At 72.5% G+C, this 18,031-nt stretch carries 18 protein-coding genes; 9 read left to right on the forward strand and 9 right to left on the reverse strand.

Features of this window, described 5'->3' with window-relative positions; all coding sequences use genetic code 11:
* Window positions 1-10 precede the first annotated feature (10 nt).
* The 4 genes from FHU36_RS25385 (at window position 11) to FHU36_RS25400 (ending at window position 2,838) form a co-directional block, all read left to right on the forward strand.
* Window positions 11-553: a hypothetical protein gene (locus tag FHU36_RS25385; RefSeq protein WP_185086358.1), complete on the forward strand. Its 543-nt coding sequence runs from the start codon at window positions 11-13 to the stop codon at window positions 551-553.
* Window positions 550-1,011: a hypothetical protein gene (locus FHU36_RS25390; protein WP_185086359.1), complete on the forward strand. Its 462-nt coding sequence runs from the start codon at window positions 550-552 to the stop codon at window positions 1,009-1,011. The genes FHU36_RS25385 and FHU36_RS25390 overlap by 4 nt, the downstream gene beginning before the upstream one ends.
* A 479-nt stretch (window positions 1,012-1,490) precedes the next feature.
* Entirely contained in the window at window positions 1,491-1,841 is a 351-nt protein-coding gene (locus tag FHU36_RS25395; protein ID WP_185086360.1) for a hypothetical protein, read from the forward strand.
* A gap of 280 nt (window positions 1,842-2,121) precedes the next feature.
* Window positions 2,122-2,838: a PIG-L deacetylase family protein gene (locus FHU36_RS25400; protein ID WP_221496568.1), complete on the forward strand. Its 717-nt coding sequence runs from the start codon at window positions 2,122-2,124 to the stop codon at window positions 2,836-2,838.
* A 157-nt stretch (window positions 2,839-2,995) separates the two neighbouring features.
* Here the strand turns inward: FHU36_RS25400 and thrS are convergent, their stop codons facing one another.
* The 3 genes from thrS to FHU36_RS25415 form a co-directional block, all read right to left on the reverse strand.
* A complete protein-coding gene (gene thrS / locus FHU36_RS25405; protein WP_185086361.1) occupies window positions 2,996-4,960 on the reverse strand; it encodes a threonine--tRNA ligase in 1,965 nt (654 codons plus the stop codon).
* A gap of 87 nt (window positions 4,961-5,047) precedes the next feature.
* Window positions 5,048-5,653: a glycoside hydrolase family 25 protein gene (locus FHU36_RS25410; protein WP_185086362.1), complete on the reverse strand. Its 606-nt coding sequence runs from the start codon at window positions 5,651-5,653 to the stop codon at window positions 5,048-5,050.
* Between the two features lie 61 nt (window positions 5,654-5,714).
* Window positions 5,715-6,608, reverse strand: a complete 894-nt coding sequence (locus FHU36_RS25415; protein ID WP_185086363.1) for a TIGR03564 family F420-dependent LLM class oxidoreductase — start codon at window positions 6,606-6,608, stop codon at window positions 5,715-5,717.
* A 79-nt stretch (window positions 6,609-6,687) separates the two neighbouring features.
* Here FHU36_RS25415 and pgm point away from each other — a divergent pair, with 79 nt between their 5' ends.
* From pgm to FHU36_RS25435, 4 genes are all read left to right on the forward strand, one after another.
* Window positions 6,688-8,319: a phosphoglucomutase (alpha-D-glucose-1,6-bisphosphate-dependent) gene (gene pgm / locus FHU36_RS25420; protein ID WP_185086364.1), complete on the forward strand. Its 1,632-nt coding sequence runs from the start codon at window positions 6,688-6,690 to the stop codon at window positions 8,317-8,319.
* Between the two features lie 107 nt (window positions 8,320-8,426).
* Window positions 8,427-9,665 carry a hypothetical protein gene (locus FHU36_RS25425; protein ID WP_185086365.1) on the forward strand — a complete coding sequence of 413 codons (1,239 nt, stop codon included), beginning with the start codon at window positions 8,427-8,429 and terminating at the stop codon, window positions 9,663-9,665.
* A gap of 20 nt (window positions 9,666-9,685) precedes the next feature.
* Window positions 9,686-10,396 (forward strand): DUF2786 domain-containing protein, encoded by a 711-nt coding sequence (locus FHU36_RS25430; RefSeq protein ID WP_185086366.1) that lies wholly within the window; start codon window positions 9,686-9,688, stop codon window positions 10,394-10,396.
* Between the two features lie 144 nt (window positions 10,397-10,540).
* The gene (locus tag FHU36_RS25435) at window positions 10,541-11,167 is read left to right on the forward strand and encodes an HD domain-containing protein (protein WP_185086367.1); all 627 of its coding nucleotides are present in this window, start codon (window positions 10,541-10,543) and stop codon (window positions 11,165-11,167) included.
* A 52-nt stretch (window positions 11,168-11,219) separates the two neighbouring features.
* On the opposite strand, the gene FHU36_RS25440 is transcribed toward FHU36_RS25435, so the two are convergent.
* The 3 genes from FHU36_RS25440 to FHU36_RS25450 are packed head-to-tail and all read right to left on the reverse strand — an operon-like array spanning window position 11,220 to window position 13,460.
* The gene (locus FHU36_RS25440) at window positions 11,220-11,483 is read right to left on the reverse strand and encodes a DUF4031 domain-containing protein (protein ID WP_185086368.1); all 264 of its coding nucleotides are present in this window, start codon (window positions 11,481-11,483) and stop codon (window positions 11,220-11,222) included.
* Window positions 11,480-12,271 (reverse strand): HAD family hydrolase, encoded by a 792-nt coding sequence (locus tag FHU36_RS25445; protein ID WP_185086369.1) that lies wholly within the window; start codon window positions 12,269-12,271, stop codon window positions 11,480-11,482. Before FHU36_RS25445 ends, FHU36_RS25440 begins: the two co-directional genes overlap by 4 nt.
* Window positions 12,272-12,290: 19 nt before the next feature.
* Window positions 12,291-13,460, reverse strand: coding sequence for a cytochrome P450 (locus tag FHU36_RS25450; protein WP_185086370.1), 1,170 nt, complete (start codon window positions 13,458-13,460; stop codon window positions 12,291-12,293).
* Window positions 13,461-13,648: 188 nt separating this feature from the next.
* On the opposite strand from FHU36_RS25450, the gene FHU36_RS25455 reads away from it, so the two are divergent.
* The gene (locus tag FHU36_RS25455) at window positions 13,649-14,932 is read left to right on the forward strand and encodes an alpha/beta fold hydrolase (RefSeq protein WP_312891808.1); all 1,284 of its coding nucleotides are present in this window, start codon (window positions 13,649-13,651) and stop codon (window positions 14,930-14,932) included.
* Window positions 14,933-15,040: 108 nt separating this feature from the next.
* Here FHU36_RS25455 and FHU36_RS25460 read toward each other — a convergent pair whose 3' ends face one another.
* The 3 genes from FHU36_RS25460 to FHU36_RS25470 form a co-directional block, all read right to left on the reverse strand.
* Complete coding sequence (locus FHU36_RS25460; protein WP_246502562.1) at window positions 15,041-17,443, reverse strand: glycoside hydrolase family 95 protein; 2,403 nt, start codon at window positions 17,441-17,443, stop codon at window positions 15,041-15,043.
* Between the two features lie 109 nt (window positions 17,444-17,552).
* Window positions 17,553-17,765 carry a hypothetical protein gene (locus FHU36_RS25465; protein ID WP_185086372.1) on the reverse strand — a complete coding sequence of 71 codons (213 nt, stop codon included), beginning with the start codon at window positions 17,763-17,765 and terminating at the stop codon, window positions 17,553-17,555.
* Window positions 17,766-17,815: 50 nt separating this feature from the next.
* Entirely contained in the window at window positions 17,816-17,974 is a 159-nt protein-coding gene (locus tag FHU36_RS25470; protein WP_185086373.1) for a hypothetical protein, read from the reverse strand.
* Window positions 17,975-18,031: the final 57 nt, after the last annotated feature.

Here is an 18,031-nt window from a genome sequence, read left to right on the forward strand (position 1 = left end):
GGAGATCACCATGTCCATCCCCGTCGCCGGCCGCCGGCAGCTCAACGAGCGGCACCACAGAGCCGCCCTCGGGCTCTTCCTGGTGGTCGTCATCGCCCACTGGGCGGAACACGTCATGCAGGCGATCCAGATCTACGCGCTCGGCTGGCCGATCCCGGAGGCGCGCGGGGTGCTCGGGCTGGCGTTCCCGTGGCTCGTCACCTCCGAATGGATGCACTACGGGTACGCCCTCGTCATGCTCGCCGGGCTGATCATGCTGCGGGCGGGCTTCACCGGTCGCTCCCGGACCTGGTGGAACATCGCGCTCGGGCTCCAGTTCTGGCACCACGTCGAGCACCTGCTCCTGCTCCTGCAGGCACTGTCCGGCACGAACCTGGCCGGCCGGCCCGTTCCGACCAGCGTCGTGCAGTTGCTGATCCCCCGTGTCGAGCTGCACCTGTTCTACAACGCCGTGGTCTTCGCGCCGATGGTGGTGGCGATGCTGCTGCACCGCAGGCCGCGCGAGGCCGAACGCGCCGTCATGCGCTGCGACTGCGCGCTGCGAACCGCATGAGACGGCGGCACCCGTTCCCGCCACTGACCGTCGTCCTGCTGCTCGTCTCCGCTCTCCTGCTGACCTGGACGTTCCCCGCGATCGGCCCGGCGCTGCGGCTCGCCGGCGGCGACGGCCGGCCCGGGACCTTCACCGCGCGGCGCCTGGACTGCGTTCGGCACCCCGGCCACGAAAGCTGCGCCTGGACCGGCGACTTCAGCTCCCATGACGGCGTCGTCCGTCGCACGGGAGTCACCTTCGCCGGCAGCGACCGGGCCACCCACCGCGCGGGCGGGCGGACCGGGGCGATCGACGTCGGGCTGCCCAACCGGGTGTACGGGCCGGACGGCTCAACCGAATGGATCTTCACGGCGTTCCTGTTCCTGGCCGTGCTGGCGCTTCTGGCCTTCGCCATCGCGCCTCTCGCCGGAGCGGCTCACCGGAGACTGATGGCCGGCAGGAGAGTGAAACGAGCATGATCGTGGCGATCACGGACGCCAAGTGGCAGCTGACACGCACCTCACTTGCTGAACGAGCTGCAGATCCACGGCCGGGACATCGCCCGGACGGTGCGGACGCGCTGGCCGGTGCCTGCGCGAGAGGCCGCCCTGTTCTTCGACCTGTTCCTCTTGAAGCGCTCCCACGGATGAATCCGGGGGATTCCAGCCGTCCCAACCGTGCGGCCACGCGCATGGTCGCGACGCTGTCGCTTGGCGATTCACCTTCCGGCCCCGCTCCCACGGGTTTCCACGCCCCAGCCCGCACACCCGGTCCGGGCCGCGCGAACTCCGCCCTCCCGGCGGTGAGGAGATCCTGCCTCGGCCTCCCCCGCGAGCTTGGATATCACTCACATGTTCGACCACGACCCCCCATACCGGCGCCGGGCGCGCTGCCGCAGCCCGTTCCCGTCAATGCACGCTCACCCCCTGGCGGGCACTCCCGCGCCGGGCCTACCCCCATGGCTGAAGCCAGGGGTCCGCGCCCGGCATCCTCGATCGGCGTCACCCACTACGGCTACGGCCGGCTGCTCGACGGTCATGGCCCCTGGCCGAAACGGCGTGTCGCCGTGGAGTTCGCCTCCCCGTACACGGTCACCCGGGCCATAGTGATCGACAACGGCCTGGTGACCGTCGAACGGCCGGGAGAGCCGGCCGATGCCCGCATCCTCTTCGACCCGGTGACGCTCAACCTGATGCTGTTCGGCCGGATCAGCAAGGCAAGGGCGGCGCTCACCGGAGACGTCATCGTGCCGGGCCCCCGGCCATGGCTGCTGCCCGCCTTCTTCCGCATCATGCGGCTGCCGTCCTGACGCCGACTGCCCAAGGGCCGGGTCGCGACCAGGTCACATCACGGTCATCGCCCGATCTCGCGGAATTCGGCGAGCGCGACGCGATCGAGCGCGTGGAAGTCAGCCACACACGGGTGAACATGCCTCGGCTGCAAGGGGGTGCCACTCCCGCGTCAAGGTCGCGTACGGTGTCCGTGCGCGACGCCGTCGGGTGTGGTCCAGGCGGGCCTGGACCGTGCCCGGCCGGACCAAGCGCCCGCCGCCCACTGTCGCCGGCCTGCCGCCTCGCTAGGGTGAGCGCATGCTCGCACCCATGCCCGGTGACTGGCGGCGCGCGCTCGCCGTCGTCGCCCACCCCGACGACCTGGAGTACGGCTGCGCGGCGGCCGTGGCCGTGTGGACCGCCGAGGGACGGGAGGTCTCCTACCTGCTCGCCACGCGCGGCGAGGCCGGCATCGACGGCCTGACCCCGGAGAAGGCGGCACCGCTGCGCGAGTGCGAGCAGCGGGCCGGCGCCGCCGCTGTGGGCGTGTCGAGCGTCGAGTTCCTCGACCACGCGGACGGGGTGGTCGAGTACGGGCCGCGGCTGCGGCGTGACATCACCGCGGCCATCCGCAGGCACCGGCCGGAGCTGCTGATCACGCTGAACTTCGACGACACCTGGCCCGGCGGCATCGCCTGGAACACACCCGACCACCGGGCCGTCGGCAGGGCCACGCTGGACGCGGCGGCCGACGCGGGCAACCGGTGGATCTTCCCCGGCGTCGGCGGCGAGCCGTGGGACGGAGTGCGCTGGATGGCCGTGGCCGCCACCGCCTCTCCCACCCACGCGGTGGACGTCACCGCGGGGCTGGAGCGGGGGGTGCGCTCGCTGCTGGAGCACCGCGCCTACATCGAGGCCCTCACCGACGAGGACCCGCAGGCGTACGCGCGGGCGTTCGTCGAGGACGCGGTGCGCCAGGAGGCGGACCGTTTCGGCGGCCGGCCGGCCGTCACCTTCCGCCTCTACACCCGCTGACCCACCTCATCGGGCGCGCCTTGCCTGGCACGCCTGCTCAGTCATGTCTGGTCGGACACATCTGGTCAGGCATGTCTGACAGGCATGTCTGGGTCGGGCGCCGCCGCCGGCCCGGTGCGGGCCGGCGGCGCTCACCCCGGGCGGCCTGCCGGGGTGGTCAGACCTGGATGCGGCGTTCGACCGCGTCGACGATCTCGGCGACAGCCTCGTCCACCGGCACGCCGTTCTTCTGCTCGCCGCTGCGGTAGCGGAACGACACCGCGCCACCCGCGATGTCCTCGTCGCCCGCCAGCAGCATGAACGGCACCTTGGCCTTCTGGGCGTTGCGGATCTTCTTCTGCATCCGGTCGTCGGCCGTGTCGACCTCGACCCGGATGCCCCGCTCACGCAGCCGCTTGGCGACGTCCTGAAGGTAGGAGGCGTGCGCGTCGGCGATCGGGATGCCGACGACCTGCACCGGGGCCAGCCACGGGGGGAAGGCGCCCGCGTAGTGCTCGGTGAGCACGCCGAGGAAGCGCTCGATCGAGCCGAACAGCGCCCGGTGGATCATGACGGGCGTCTGGCGGCTGCCGTCGGCGGCTTGGTACTCGAGCTCGAACCGCTTGGGCTGGTTGAGGTCGAGCTGGATGGTGGACAGCTGCCAGGTGCGGCCGATCGCGTCCTTGGCCTGCACCGAGATCTTGGGGCCGTAGAAGGCGGCGCCGCCCGGGTCGTCGACCAGCTCCAGCCCCGACTCCTCGGCCGTCTGGCGCAGCGCCGCAGTGGCCTCGTCCCAGTCGGCCGGGTCGCCGATGAACTTGTCGGAGTCGTCGCGGGTGGACAGCTCCAGGTAGAACTCCGACAGGCCGAAGTCGCGCAGCACGCTGAGCACGAAGGTGAGCAGGCTCTTGATCTCGCCGACCATCTGCTCGCGCGTGCAGTAGATGTGGGAGTCGTCCTGCGTCATGCCGCGCACCCGCGTCAGGCCGTGGACGACACCCGACTTCTCGTAGCGGTAGACGGAGCCGAACTCGCACAGCCGCAGCGGCAGCTCACGGTAGGACCGCCCGCGCGCCCGGAAGATCAGGTTGTGCATCGGGCAGTTCATCGGCTTGACGCGGTATTCGACGCCCTCCAGCTCGAAGGGCGGGAACATGTCGTCGGCGTACCACGGCAGGTGACCGGAGGTCTCGAACAGCGTCGACTTGGTGATGTGCGGGGTGTTGACGAACTCGTAGCCCGCCTCGCCCTGCCGCCTGCGCATGTAGTCTTCCATCTCCTTGCGGATGATCCCGCCCTTGGGATGGAAGACCGGCAGCCCGCTGCCCAGCTCGGGCGGGAAGCTGAACAGGTCCAGCTCCGCGCCGAGCTTGCGGTGGTCGCGCTTCTCGGCCTCCTCCAGCAGCTTGAGGTATTCGTCCTGCTTGTCGCGCGACTCCCATGCGGTGCCGTAGATGCGCTGGAGCTGCGGGTTCTTCTCGCTGCCGCGCCAGTAGGCGCCGCCGGAGCGCATGAGCTTGAACGCCGGGATGGACCGGGTGGACGGCACGTGCGGGCCGCGGCACAGGTCCTTCCAGCGCAGCTCGCCGCTCTTGGGGTCGAGGTTGTCGTAGATCGTCAGCTCGCCCGCGCCGACCTCGACCGCCTCCTCCGCCGCGGCGCCGCCCTTGAGGCCGATCAGCTCCAGCTTGTACGGCTCGGCGGCCAGCTCCTCGCGGGCCTGCTCGTCGGTGACGGGCCGGCGGGCGAACAGCTGCCCCTGCTTGACGATCTCGCGCATGCGCTTCTCGACACGCTTGAGGTCGTCGGGGTGGAACGCCTGGGCGACGTCGAAGTCGTAGTAGAAGCCGTTGTCGACGGGCGGGCCGATGCCAAGCTTCGCGTCGGGGAACAGCTCCTGCACCGCCTGGGCCATGACGTGGGCGGTGGAGTGGCGCACGATCGCGCGACCCTCCTCGCTGGAGACGTCGATCGGCTCGACCACGTCACCGTCGGCGAGCGGGTGGGCGAGGTCGCACGGCTGGCCGTTGACCCGGGCGGCGATGACGGTGCGGCCGTCGGCCTCGAGCGCGTCACCGGCCGTCGTGCCGGCCGCGACCACACGCTCGGCTCCGGCGAGGGTGATGCGTAGCTCGGCTGACACGGTTGCTCCCTGTGGGTCGGTGTGCGGGTGTGGTGGATGTTCCGGCCGGTGGGCGCCCCGCGGCGCGTTCGCCGGTGAACATCGATGCTATCGCGGGTCGAAGCCCAGCCTCGTCAGCCCTTGACGGCTGCCGAGAAAGATGTTCCGGTCGAGCGGTTTGTGATCGTACTGGTGGATTGTCCACTCGCGCCACGGTCCGGGCGTCACCGGGCGCCCGCGTGGCCGGTCGGGGTCGGCGATCCACAGGGGGTGGTCGCCGAGCCCGGCGCAGTGGCCGCCGCGGGCGAACGCCGGGAAGGTGTAGATGATCGGCCGGATGCCGGCGTGCCGCTCGACGTGGCTGCACCAGCGGCGGGCGTGCCGGGCGACCCTCTCGGGACGCAGGCCGTCGTTGGTCTCCAGGTCGAGCGCGACCAGATCGCCGCGGCGCAACCCGCCCGCCTCCTTGAGCACGCGCAGGAAGTGGTGCGCCTGCTCGGCCGCGTCGCCCTTGGGGCGGGCGAAGTGGTAGGCGCCGCAGACGATCCAGTTCTCCCGCATGCCCTCCCAGTTGCGGGCGAAGTGCTTGTCGGTGAAGTCGCCGCCCTCGGTCGCCTTGGCGAACGCGAAGGCGACTCCGGCGCGGGCGTGCGCGGCCCAGTCGACCCTGCCTTGCCAGTTGGACACGTCTATGCCGTTCAGCAAGCGTTTCACCTTGCGGGAGTTTATTCGGATGCCTCCCGATCACGCCCCCGACGCGCCGGGACGTCCCAGGTCAGAGCAGGCTCCTGAGAAGGTCGCGGGTGCGTTCGCGGGCGGAGTAGACGGCGGCCCCGAAGTCGGTCACGCCGGCCTCGGCCAGCTCGTCGATCTGCGCCCGGACGCTCGCCTCGTCGCCGACGATCGCCACGTCGCCGGGTCCCGCCGCGCCCTCCCGGTCGAGCATGGCGCGGTAGGAGGGGAGCTGCCCGTACACGGCGAAGATCTGCTCGGCGCGCGCCCGGGCGGCGGCGGGGTCGTCGGTGACGCACACGGGCAGCATGCAGACGATGCGCGGGCGGTCGCGGCCCGCCTCCTCGGCGGCGGCGGTGATGGCGGGCGCGACGTGCTCGGCGACGGTCTTGGGGCCGGTCATCCAGAGCACGGTGCCGGCGGTCCGGGAGCCGGCGAGCCTGAGCATGCGCGGGGCGAGGGCGGCGACGAGCACGGGCAGGCCGGCTCCGGGCGTGGTGAGCCGGATGTTGGCCTTGAGCGTCTCGCCCTGGTAGCTGACCTGCTCGCCGCGGACCGCGGGCAGCAGGATGTCGAGGTACTCGGCCATGTGCCGGGCGGGGCGCTCGAAGCTGTAGCCGTACATGTCCTCGATGACGAGCCGGTGCGACAGGCCGATGCCGAGCGCCAGCCGGCCGCCGAGTGCGGCGTTGGCCGTCATGGCCTGCTGGGCCAGCACGGCCGGATGGCGCGGGTAGGTGGGCACCACGGCGGTGCCGAGCTCGATGCCGGGCGTCGCGTGGCCGGCGACGGCCAGGGCGGTGATCGCGTCGAGGCCGAAGATGTTCGACAGCCAGGCGGAGGCGAAGCCGTCGGCGTGCGCGGCGGCGATCGCGTCGGCCAGGTCACGCAGCGGCTCGGGGCCGGTGGATTCGTTGAGCGTCAGTCCGATGCGCATGAATACCGAACTCCATTCTGGTTCGTGTCGGCGCGAGTCTAGCCGAGGCGTCGTTTGCGGCGTTTGTAAGGTGGATTCCATGACCCACGACCGCGCAGGACAGCCCGCCCAGCCCGCCGACCTGGTGGACGTCGCCCGGCTGGTGACGGCCTACCACAGCCTGCACCCGGATCCGGCCGAGGTGGCGCAACGGGTGGCGTTCGGCACGTCGGGGCACCGTGGGTCGTCCCTGGCCACGGCGTTCAACGAGGACCACATCCTGGCCACCACCCAGGCGATCTGCGAGTACCGGGCGGAGCAGGGCGTCGACGGGCCGCTGTTCCTGGGCATCGACACGCACGCGCTGTCCGAGCCGGCCCGCGTCTCGGCGCTGGAGGTGCTGGTGGCCAACGAGGTGACCGTGCTCGTCGACTCCCGCGACGGCTACACGCCGACGCCGGCCGTCTCGCACGCGATCCTCACCCACAACCGGGGCCGCTCGGCGGGCCTGGCCGACGGCGTGGTGATCACGCCGTCGCACAACCCGCCGGCCGACGGCGGCTTCAAGTACAACCCGCCGCAAGGCGGCCCCGCCGACACCGACGCCACGTCGTGGATCCAGGACCGGGCCAACGCGCTGCTGGCCGCCGGCCTGAAGGGCGTGCGGCGGGTGACCTACGCGAGGGCCGTGGACGAGGCGGGCCGCTACGACTTCCTCGGCTCGTACGTGGACGACCTGCCTTCCGTGGTGGACCTCGACGCCGTCCGCGCGGCCGGGGTGCGCATCGGTGCCGACCCGCTGGGCGGGGCGAGCGTGGCCTACTGGGGGGAGATCGCCGAGCGCCACCGGCTCGATCTGACGGTGGTCAACCCGCTGGTGGATCCGACCTGGCGGTTCATGACGCTCGACTGGGACGGCAGGATCCGGATGGACTGCTCGTCGCCGTACGCGATGGCCTCCCTGGTCGCGGGCCGCGACCGCTTCGACGTCTCCACCGGCAACGACGCCGACGCCGACCGGCACGGCGTCGTCACGCCCGACGGCGGCCTGATGAACCCCAACCACTACCTCGCCGTGGCCATCTCCTACCTCTACTCCCACCGCGACGGCTGGCCGGCCGACGCCGGGGTGGGCAAGACGATGGTGAGCAGCGGCATCATCGACCGGGTGGCCGAGTCGCTGGGGCGCCGGCTGTTCGAGGTGCCGGTCGGGTTCAAGTGGTTCGTGCCGGGGCTGCTCGACGGGTCGCTCGGCTTCGGCGGCGAGGAGAGCGCCGGGGCGTCGTTCCTGCGCCGCGACGGCTCGGTGTGGACGACCGACAAGGACGGCATCATCCTGGCGCTGCTCGCCTCGGAGATCCTCGCCGTCACGGGCAGGTCGCCGAGCGCCCATTACCGCGAGCTGACCGAGCGGTTCGGCGAGCCCGCCTACGCCCGGGTGGACGCCCCGGCCACGCGCGAGGAGAAGGCGGTGCTCGGCAGGCTGGCGGCCGAGCAGGTGACGGCGACCAGCCTGGCCGGCGAGCCGATCACGTCGGTGCTGACGGCCGCGCCCGGCAACGGCGCCAAGCTGGGCGGGGTGAAGGTCTCGACCGAGAGCGCGTGGTTCGCGGCCCGCCCGTCGGGCACCGAGGACGTCTACAAGATCTACGCAGAGTCGTTCCGGGGCCCCGACCATCTGGCCAAGGTGCAGGAGGAGGCCCGAGCGCTGGTGTCGTCGGCTCTGGGGTGACACCTGCGGAAATTGGGGCTGGAGCGGCTGTTTGGCGTACAAGGTGGCGACATTCTGCGATGATCTGTCGAATCCCCCTGGAGTTTGAGCCTCACGGATAGTGACAGATGCCGACATTCGAGGAAATCGCCACTTTCGTCACGGAGAAGCCTGCCGCCACCGCGGTCATCGCGCTGCTCGGCCTGGTCGCGCTCGGCCTGGCGTTCCTGCTGCTCAGGATCGCCTGGCGGGCCACCTGCTTCCTGTGGCGCCGCTACGTCACCCCCCGCCCGGTCGAGGACGTCCTGACCATCGTGGCCGCGTCCATCGCGACCGCCGTGTCGGCCCAGGGCATGTGGCTCTTCTCCGGTGACGTGCTCGGCCTGGACGGGCCGCTGCGGCTGCTGTTGTTCGCCTTCATCGAGGTGGCCATCATCACCTCGGCCGTACGGGCCCGCCGCAACATGCGCGAGAACTTCTCCGCCGGCATCGACGGCATCGCCGTGTGGGCGCTGACCTGCCTGACGGCGGTCCTGTCGAGCATGGACGCGCGCAGCCTGCCCGAGGCGGTCTTCCGGCTGGCGGCCCCGCTGGTCGCCGCCTGGCTGTGGGAGCGCGGCATGGCCATCGAACGGCACCGCATCCGCGGCACCGGCCGCATCAACTGGCGGCTCACCCCCGAGCGGCTGCTGGTCCGGGTGGGCCTGGCCGAGGTCAGCGACCGCACCGCGAGCGAGGTCGACGCGCACCGCCGGCTGACCCGCGTGGCCCTGGCCGCCAAGAAGGCCAAGGCGCTGCGCGAGCAGGGCGCGCCGGAGCGCAAGGTCCGCGCCGCGCTGGCCAGACTGGACAAGGCCATGGACCAGGCCGTCGAGCACACCGGCCTGGCCGTCGACCCGGCCCGCCAGGAGGCGCTGCTCGCGCAGATCGCCGCGCTGTACAACACCTCCGCGCTCATCGACGCCGACCCGCGCGTGCCGTGGGAGCCGAACGCCGACCACCGCCCCGTCCCGGCGCGCCCCCAGTTGCCGCCCGCGCTGGCCGAGCTGGTCGAGGAGGAGGACGAGGACGTCGAGGTGCTCGACACCACCCCGCAGGTCGTCGACACGGCCCAGCGGGCGGCGCTGATGCGGGCCGCCCGCGCCTACTGGGACCGGCAGATCGCCAAGGGCATCGTGCCGCGCACCGTCGACATCGCCCAGGAGATCGGCATCTCGCTGGCCACGGCGCGCCAGTATCGTGCCCTGTGGAAGCTGGAGCCCGAGGCGCACGCGCTCATCGAGGCCCTGTTCCAGCAGCACGGCATCGTCGACACGGGAGCATTCCCGGCCATCGACGCCGACGGGCGGGTGCTGACCAAGTCCTAGGCGCGGGCGGAGGGCCGTAGGTGAGGGAGCGCACACTCGAACGGGTCAGGAAGCTGCTGGCCAAGGCCGAGCGCACCGACAACGAGCACGAGCGCGCCACGTTCATGGCGGCGGCGTCGGCGCTGATGGCCAAGCACGGCATCGACTCCCTCGCCCCGGCCGGTCCGCGCCAGGCACCCGGCGACCGGATCGTGACGCTGCCGCCGCCGTGGGCGCGGGAGAAGGCCCGCCTGGTGAGCCTGGTCGCGCAGGCGCTGCGCTGCCGCCCGCTGCTGCTCGGGCACGGCGACGGCGGGCAGCGGGTGCACGTCTTCGGGTTCGCCGCCGATCTCGAACGTGCCGACGTGCTGGCCACCTCCCTGCTGCTGCAGATGGCCTCGGGGCTGGCGCGGGTGCGTCCGCCGGAGGCGGGCGGCGGGGCGGCGCGGGCCTACCGGCGCTCGTGGCTGCTCGGGTTCACCGACGAGGTGTACCGGCTGCTGCGCGAGGCCGAGCGGCTGGCCGAGGAGCGGGCCGACGCCGAGGCTCCCGCGACGGGCACCGCGCTCGTCCTGGCCGACCGGCGGGCGGAGGTGGAGCGGGCGGTGGCGGCCCGCTACCCGCGCATCCGGCTCAGCGTGCCGCGGACCAGCGGCACCGGTTACCACGACGGCGCCGAGGCCGGACGGCGCGCCGACCTCGGCCGCACCGGCGTCCCCGACCGGCCCGCCCCCGAACTGGCACCCCGCTAGTCCCCACCGGCCCGGCCGCACGGCCGGGGGCCGCAGACTCTGGGGGCCGCGTGTCTGGCGGGCCGCACGGTTGGGGGCCGCACGGTTGGGGGCCGCACGACTGGGGGCCGCACGGTTGGGGGGCCGCATGTCTAGGGTGGCGGCATGCAGACACGCTGGCTCGCCCTGGCGGGCCGCTCCCCCGCCGCCGCGGCCCTGGGCGCGGAGCTGGTCGCCCGCTGGTCGGAGCCGCACCGCCGCTACCACACGCTGGACCATCTGGCCGCCGTGCTCGCGGCGATCGACCGGCTGGAGGCCGAGGCGGCCGACCCGGTGGCGGTGCGGCTGGCGGCGTGGTTCCACGACGCCGTCTACGACGGGAGGCCGGGCTGGGACGAGGAGCGCAGCGCGTGGCTGGCACTCGCCCGGCTGCCGCGCTGCGGGGTGCCCGCCGCGCGGGTCGCCGCGGTGGCCCGGCTGGTACGGCTGACGGCCGCGCACGACCGGCTGGCCCCCGGCGACGCCGACGGGGCCGTGCTGTGCGACGCCGACCTGTCGGTGCTGGGCGGCGACGGGTACGGCGACTACGCGGCCCGGGTCCGCGAGGAGTACGCGCACGTGCCCGGCGACCTGTTCCGCCAGGGCAGGGCGGGGGTGCTGCGGCGGCTGCTGGCCACGCCGCGGCTCTACCGGACCCCGCGGGCGTACGAGCTGTGGGAGACGCGGGCGCGGGCGAACATGAGCGCCGAGCTGGCCGCCCTCACCGCGGCCGCCCCGCCTCCCACTGGCTGACGCCCCGTCCGGCGGCCACGGGTGGCCCGGGAAAGCAACCCGGGCCGCCGGGTCAGCGGCGTTTGCGGTGCCGGAGGCCGGCGGCGATGAGGCGGTGCAGCAGCTCGCGCGAGCTGACCGCCTGCGCCCCCAGCGAGACGGCCAGGGCGTGCACGGTCTCCGGCACGTCGTAGTGGTCGCGGTCGAACGCCCGCCCCGGCACGCCGAGCAGCCCGGCGAAGGAGTGCAGCTCGTCCAGGGAGTGGTCGCTGACCAGATGCGACCACATGAGGCCGCGCGGGCCGGGCCACTGCGGGGGGTCGATGAGCACCGTCACGGGCTCCAGGGTAGGACCCTGCCGCGCACCTCCAGCTCGCCGAGGTCGGCCACCACCACGTCGGCGCCACGTTCGCGCAGCTCGTCGCCACGGCCGTCGCCGCCGACGGCGAGGCCGGCGCCGGGCGCCCGGACCGGCCGGTCGACGCCGACGACCAGGCCGAAGCCGCCCTTGCGGCCCGCCTCGATCCCGGGCAGCGCGGCGTCGATCACCGCCGACCTGGCGGCGGGGACGGCCAGCCGGCGCGCGGCCTCCAGGAACAGGGCGGGGTCGGGTCTGCCGGGCAGGTTCATCAGGGCCGCGTCGCCGCCGTCGACCACCAGGTCGAACAGGTGCAGGACGCCCGCCGACGCGACGAGCTTGCGGCCGTGCAGGCTGGCCGAGACGGCCGCGGTGCGGGCGCCCCGGTGGCGCAGCTCGTGCAGCAGTGCCACGGTCGACGGGAACGCGGCCACGCCGTACTTGTCCACCTGCGCGACGAACAGGCGGTCCTTGGCCAGGCCCAGCCCGTGGACGGTGGGCGAGCCCGGCTCGTCGTCGGGCGCGCCCTCGGGCAGCTCGATGCCGCGTGAGGCGAGGAAGGTGCGGACGCCGTCGAGTCGCGGCCGCCCCTCCACGTGGCACAGGTAGTCGGCCTCGATGTCGAAGGGCGCCGAGCGGCCGCGCAGGAACACGTCGAAGACGTGCTTCCAGGCGGCCGCGTGGCCGCGGGCGGTGTCGGTGACCACGCCGTCGGTGTCGAACACGACGGCGCTGATCGTGGTCAGGTCGATGACGGGTGCGTTCACACCTGTGAACGTAACCCCATCACCACGCGACGGGTAGCTTCTCCACGCCGTAGACGATGGCGAGCTTCCTGAACGGCACCTCACCCGCGACGCGCAGGCCGGGGAAGCGGCGCAGCAGCGCCGGGAAGGCGATGCGCATCTCCATCTGGGCCAGCGGCGCGCCGATGCAGCGGTGGATGCCGTGGCCGAAGGCCAGGTGGGAGCCGGCCGTGTCGCGGTAGGGCTTGACCTCGTTCATGTCGCCGCCGAGGTTGGGGTCGCGGTTGGCGGCGGCGAGCGAGCAGAGCACCATCTCGCCCTTCTTGATCAGCCGGCCGTGCATCTCCAGGTCCTCGCGGGCGAAGCGGGGGAAGGCCACCTGCACGACCGACATGTAGCGCAGCAGCTCCTCGACGACCTGCACCACGTGGCCGTCGACCTCGCGCACCTTGGCGGCCTGCTCGGGGTTCTCGAGCAGCCACAGCGTGCCGAGGGCGAGCATGCTGGTGCTGGTGTCGTGGCCGCCGGTGAGCATGCCGTCGGCCATGCTGGCCAGTGTGCGGTCGTCGAGCTCGTCGCCGTGCTCGCGCAGGAGGTGCCCGAGCAGGCCCTCCCCCGGGTCGAGCCGTTCGCGGGCGACGAGCTCGGTGAGGTAGGTCATGGCGTCGTTGATGGCCTGCAGCGACGCCTCGGGCCCGGCGGTGAAGTCGAAGCGGTCGGTGCTCATCTTGAGGAAGCCGGCCCGCTCCTCGTACGGCACGCCGAGCAGCTCGCAGACGACGAGCGACGGGATGGGCAGCGCGAAGGACTCCACCAGGTCGGCCGGTGAGCCCTGGGCCTCCATCTTGTCGAGGTGCTCCTCGACCATGGCCTCGATGCGCGGCTCCAGCCTGCGCAGCCGGCGCATGGTGAACTCGGGCGTCAGGTACTTGCGCAGCCGGGTGTGCTCGGGCGGGTCGCGGAAGCCCAGCCCGCCCGGGTCCTCCTGGGTGGAGCCGAGGCCGATCACGTTGCCGAAGTCGTTGCTGAAACGATCATGGTCGCCGAGTACGGTCCGCACGTCGTTGTAGCGCGTCACCAGGTAGACCGTCTGCCCCCCGGGGATCTCCATGGGGAAGACCGGCTGCTCGGTCTGGATGCGGGCCAGCTCCACCACCGGGTCGAAGCCCTCGCGCATGAACTGGACTAGGGGGAACTCTGAGTCTGACATCGTAATCCGTCCTGCTGGGATGCTCGGGGATGAATCCCCCACCGATCGTCCCATCTCCGTAGGCCGGTCTTCATCAGACCTCTGGCCGACATTCGCCTCGTACCTGAGGACCCCTTGGCAGCACGACGGCCGCCCTCCTAGAGTGCCTGTGCAATGGCACATTTTACTGAGGGCTTGGAGGCCGCCGGGTGATCACCGCGAGCTACACGATCCCGGGCATGCGGGTACGCGACCACGTCGAGGAGGTGCCGCTCGACTGGTCCCGTCCCGGCGGCGAGACGATCACCTTGTTCGCCCGCGAACTGGTCGATCCCGTACGCGACCGGGAGGACCTGCCCTGCCTGCTCTACCTGCAGGGCGGCCCGGGCGGCAAGGGGCCGCGGCCGGTCGGCACGGCCGGCTGGCTCGGCCAGGCGTTGCGCACCCACCGGGTGGTCCTGCTGGACCAGCGCGGCACCGGCCGCAGCTCCCGCCTCGACGGGCGGCGGATGGCGACGCTCGGCGCGCGGGCGGGCGCCGAGCTGCTGGCGCTGTTCCGCGCCGACTCGATCGTGGCCGACGCCGAGCACCTGCGCCGCACGGTCTTCGGCGGGCGGCGCTGGGCGACGCTGGGGCAGAGCTTCGGCGGGTTCATCACGCTGACGTACCTGTCGCGGGCGCCGGAGGGGCTCAGCGCGTGCTACGTCACGGGCGGCCTGCCCACGCTGCAGCCGGACGCGGCGGAGGTCTACCGGCGGACGTACCCGCGGGTCGAGGCGAAGAACGCGGCGTTCTACCGCCGCTACCCGCACCACGCGCAGACCGTCACCCGGCTGGCCGACCGGCTGGCCGAGGGCGACGTCCTGCTGCCGGACGGCGACCCGCTGACCGTGCGGCGGCTGCAGACGCTGGGCATCGACTTCGGCATGAAGCCCGGCTACGAGCGCATGCACTGGCTGCTCGACGAGGCGCTGGACGGCGGTCAGGTCACCGAGACGTTCCTGCACCAGGTGCTGGCCCGTACCTCCTACGCCGACAACCCGCTCTTCGCCGCGCTGCAGGAGAGCATCTACGGCTCCGGGCCCGGCGCCACCGGATGGGCGGCCGAGCGGGAGCGCGCCCGGCATCCGCGCTTCGCCGAGACGGCCCGGCCGCTGCTGTTCACCGGGGAGATGATGTATCCCTGGATGTTCGAGGAGATCCGCGCGCTGCGCCCCTTCCGTGCGGCCGTGGAGCTGCTCGCCGAGCGCGACGACTGGCCCCCGCTGTACGACCCGCGGCGGCTGGCCGGCAACGAGGTGCCGCTGGCGGCCGCCGTCTACTTCGACGACATGTACGTCGACTCGGGCCTGCAACTCGACACGGCGGCCCGGGTCGGCAACGCCCAGGCGTGGGTGACCAACGAGTACGAGCACGACGGCGTCGGCGAGGAGCGCGTCTTCGCCCGGCTGACCGAGCTGATCCGCGACGTCGGCGGCGGCCTCCAGGACTGACGCGGCGCACGAGGCTGCGGGCGCTCCCCAGGCGGGACGGCTCCGGGCGGGGGCTTCCCGGGTGAGGTCTCGCGGCCGGGACGGAGTCCACCCGGCGCGCGCCGCGATCTACGCCTCGGCGGGGACGCCCGGCGCGGCGGTGGCGTTGACGGCAGCCGCGGTCTCTCTGTGGATCGTGTACGCCCGGCCGGCGGCGGCGTCCCAGGTGAGCGTGTCGCCGTCGCGGCGCGCCCCGACCTGGAGTCCCCGGTCGTCGAGGATCCGGTGGCGGCCCGCGATGAGGGACGACCGGAGCCGGAGAGGGCCACTCCTGCCGGGGCGGACGGTGACGGTGTCGGGGGCGCCGTCCTTCCAGGTGGCGTCCACGGTGACGTCGCCGCGTGCGCGCAGCCCGGACACCGAGCCGGTGCGCCACGCGCCGGGCAGGGCGGGCAGCACGTGGATGGCGTCGTGCCGGCTCTGCAGCAGCATCTCGGCGATGCCGGAGGTGGCGCCGAAGTTGCCGTCGATCTGGAACGGCGGATGGGTGTCCCACAGGTTGTCCAGGGTGGAACCCTTGAGCTGCTCGGCGAGCATCCGGTGGGCGCGGTCGCCGTCCAGCAGCCGCGCCCAGAAGTTCATCTTCCAGGCCTTGGACCAGCCGGTCCGGCCGTCGCCGCGCGCGGTCAGCGAGACCGTGGCCGCCTCGGCGTGCGGGCTGCCGGCCGCGATCTGGTCGCCGGGGTGCAGGGCGTACAGGTGGGAGGCGTGCCGGTGGGTGTCGGTGCGGGAGTCCCAGTCGCTCTTCCACTCCTGGAGCTGGCCCCAGGAGCCGACGCGCAGTCCCGGGTCCAGGCGCTCCAGCGCGGCCCTCGTCTCGGCCTGGAAGTCCTGGTCCACGTCCAGCCGCTCGGCCGCCGCCAGGGCGTGGGCGAGCACCTCGCGGACGATCTGCTGCGACATCGACGCGCCGGCCGAGAAGTCACCGTGCTCCGGCGAGTAGCTGGGCGAGACGACGAGCTTGCCGTCGCGCGGGTCGGTGTGCAGGAAGTCCAGCCAGAACTCGGCGGCGCCCTTGATCACCGGGTAGGCGGTGTCACGTAGATACCTCTCGTCGCCGGTGAAGCGGTAGCTGTCGTACAGGTGCCGGGTGGCCCACGCGGCGGCCTCGGGGAACCAGAACGCCGTGGCCCAGTCGTGCACGCCGGTGAAACCGAACGGATTGGTCTCGTTGTTGACGACCCAGCCCCTCGCCCCGAACATCTCCCGCGCCGTCCGGGCGCCGGGGGCGACGAGAGCCGAGATGTAACGGTCGTAGGGCACGGCGGTCTCGGCCAGGTTCGTCTGGTGCGCCGGCCAGTAGTTCATCTGCAGATTGATGTTGACGTGGTAGTCGGCCGACCACGGCGGGCTGGTCGAGTCGTTCCACACCCCCTGCAGATTCGCCGGCAGCAGGTCGTTCTCCCGGGACGAGGCGATCAACAGGTAGCGGCCGTAGGCGAAGAACAGCGCCTCCAACGCCCGATCATCAGCGGCGGACCCACCGGTGTAGTCCCTGCGGAGCCGGTCGGTCGGCACCGCGGGAACGCCCTGACCGAGGTCCAGCCGCACCCGGTCGAACAACCGGCGATAGTCCGCCAGGTGCACGGCCTTCAGGTCGTCGTAGCTCCTGGCGGATGCGGCGTCCACCGCGGCGGTGACCTCGGCGTGCGGATCCTCGCCCCGATACGCGGGGTGGGCATCGGCGTAGTCGGTACCGGCCGACAACACCAGCACCGCACTGTCGGCGCCACGGACCGTCACCCTGTCGCCGTCGTCGGTGCGGGTGCCGCCGTGGGCGATGACCTGCACCTGCGCCTCGAACCGCATCCCGTTGTCCGACAGCGCGCCGCGAATGGTCAACCGGCCGTCGGCCGCGGTGACCGTCTTGTCGTCACGCGGCGAGCTGTGGCGCAACGTGAAGGACACCGTGCCCGGCCGGTCCGCCGAGATGCGGCCGACGATCACGTTGCCGGGGTTGCTGGCGAAGTACTCGCGCGAGTGGGCGACACCGTCGGCGCTGTAGCCGACCCGCGCCACGGCCTCCCGCAAGCTGAGCTCACGCCGGTATCCGGAAGGGGCCTGCGGCGCGCCGGCCTGGTCGAGGTGCAGGTCGAGGTGCAGGTCGCCGAACGTCTGGTACGCCCCGAACCCGCTCTTGGGCAGGCCCAGCCGGGCCGCCACCGCCTCCGGCGCCATCCTGCCATCCCGATCGATCCGTTCGCGGACCTCCTCGACGGCCCCCGGCCGCGGCCGTCTCCAGTTGCCGAAGTCGTAGCCGGGCGAACCGGGCCCGCCGGTCCACAGCGTCTTCTCGTTGAACTGGATCCGCTCGGAGGCGACCCCGCCGAACACCTTGGCGCCGAGGGGCCCGTTGCCGATGGGCAGGGCCTGGGTCTCCCAGTCGGTGGCCGGCCGGTCGTACCAGAGCGTGAGGTCGTCGGGTCCGGGGGCGGCGGACGCGTGCCCGTGGACGCTCGTGGCGGGTCGCAAACGGATTCCTCCGATCACCGAGGGATGTGATCCAAGGACATAGCACCCAAATCCCCACATAACAAGAGAGCCATCCGATGTCTATTGCTCGGCAGGGGACCGGGCGTCGTCAGGCCACGGGGCACATGGCGGCCAGCGCGTCGTCCATGGCGGCGCGGGGCGTCTCGGTCGCCAGCTCGCGGAGCTGGTCGGCGAAGGCGACGGCCTGCTCGGGCGTGAGCCGCGGCTCGGGACCGACGTAGAACACGACGATCTCGCCGAGCGGCGACCGGATGGCGGTGAACGGAAGAGGCGGGGAGATGACCATGATGGGCATCATCATGCCGTGCCCCACCGACAAAATCCCGCGGTTTTCACTGCTCGCCCCTCGCGTCACACCAGGACGCCGCCATCACGCCCACCGATGCGCCGTCCGGAGTCGATGCCGACCGGCTCCGGCGCCGCGCTCGACGTCCACGCCGGCGGGCAAGCCTTCGGCCCCTGGCCCAGCGGCCCCTTCAGCGACGCTCCCGCGCCGTCCGGGAAGATCATGTTGTCCCCGGATTCTCCCCGAACGATCAGAAAGGCCGCCTCCCCGGAGAGGGAGAC

Source organism: Nonomuraea muscovyensis, assembly GCF_014207745.1.
GTDB lineage: Bacteria > Actinomycetota > Actinomycetes > Streptosporangiales > Streptosporangiaceae > Nonomuraea > Nonomuraea muscovyensis.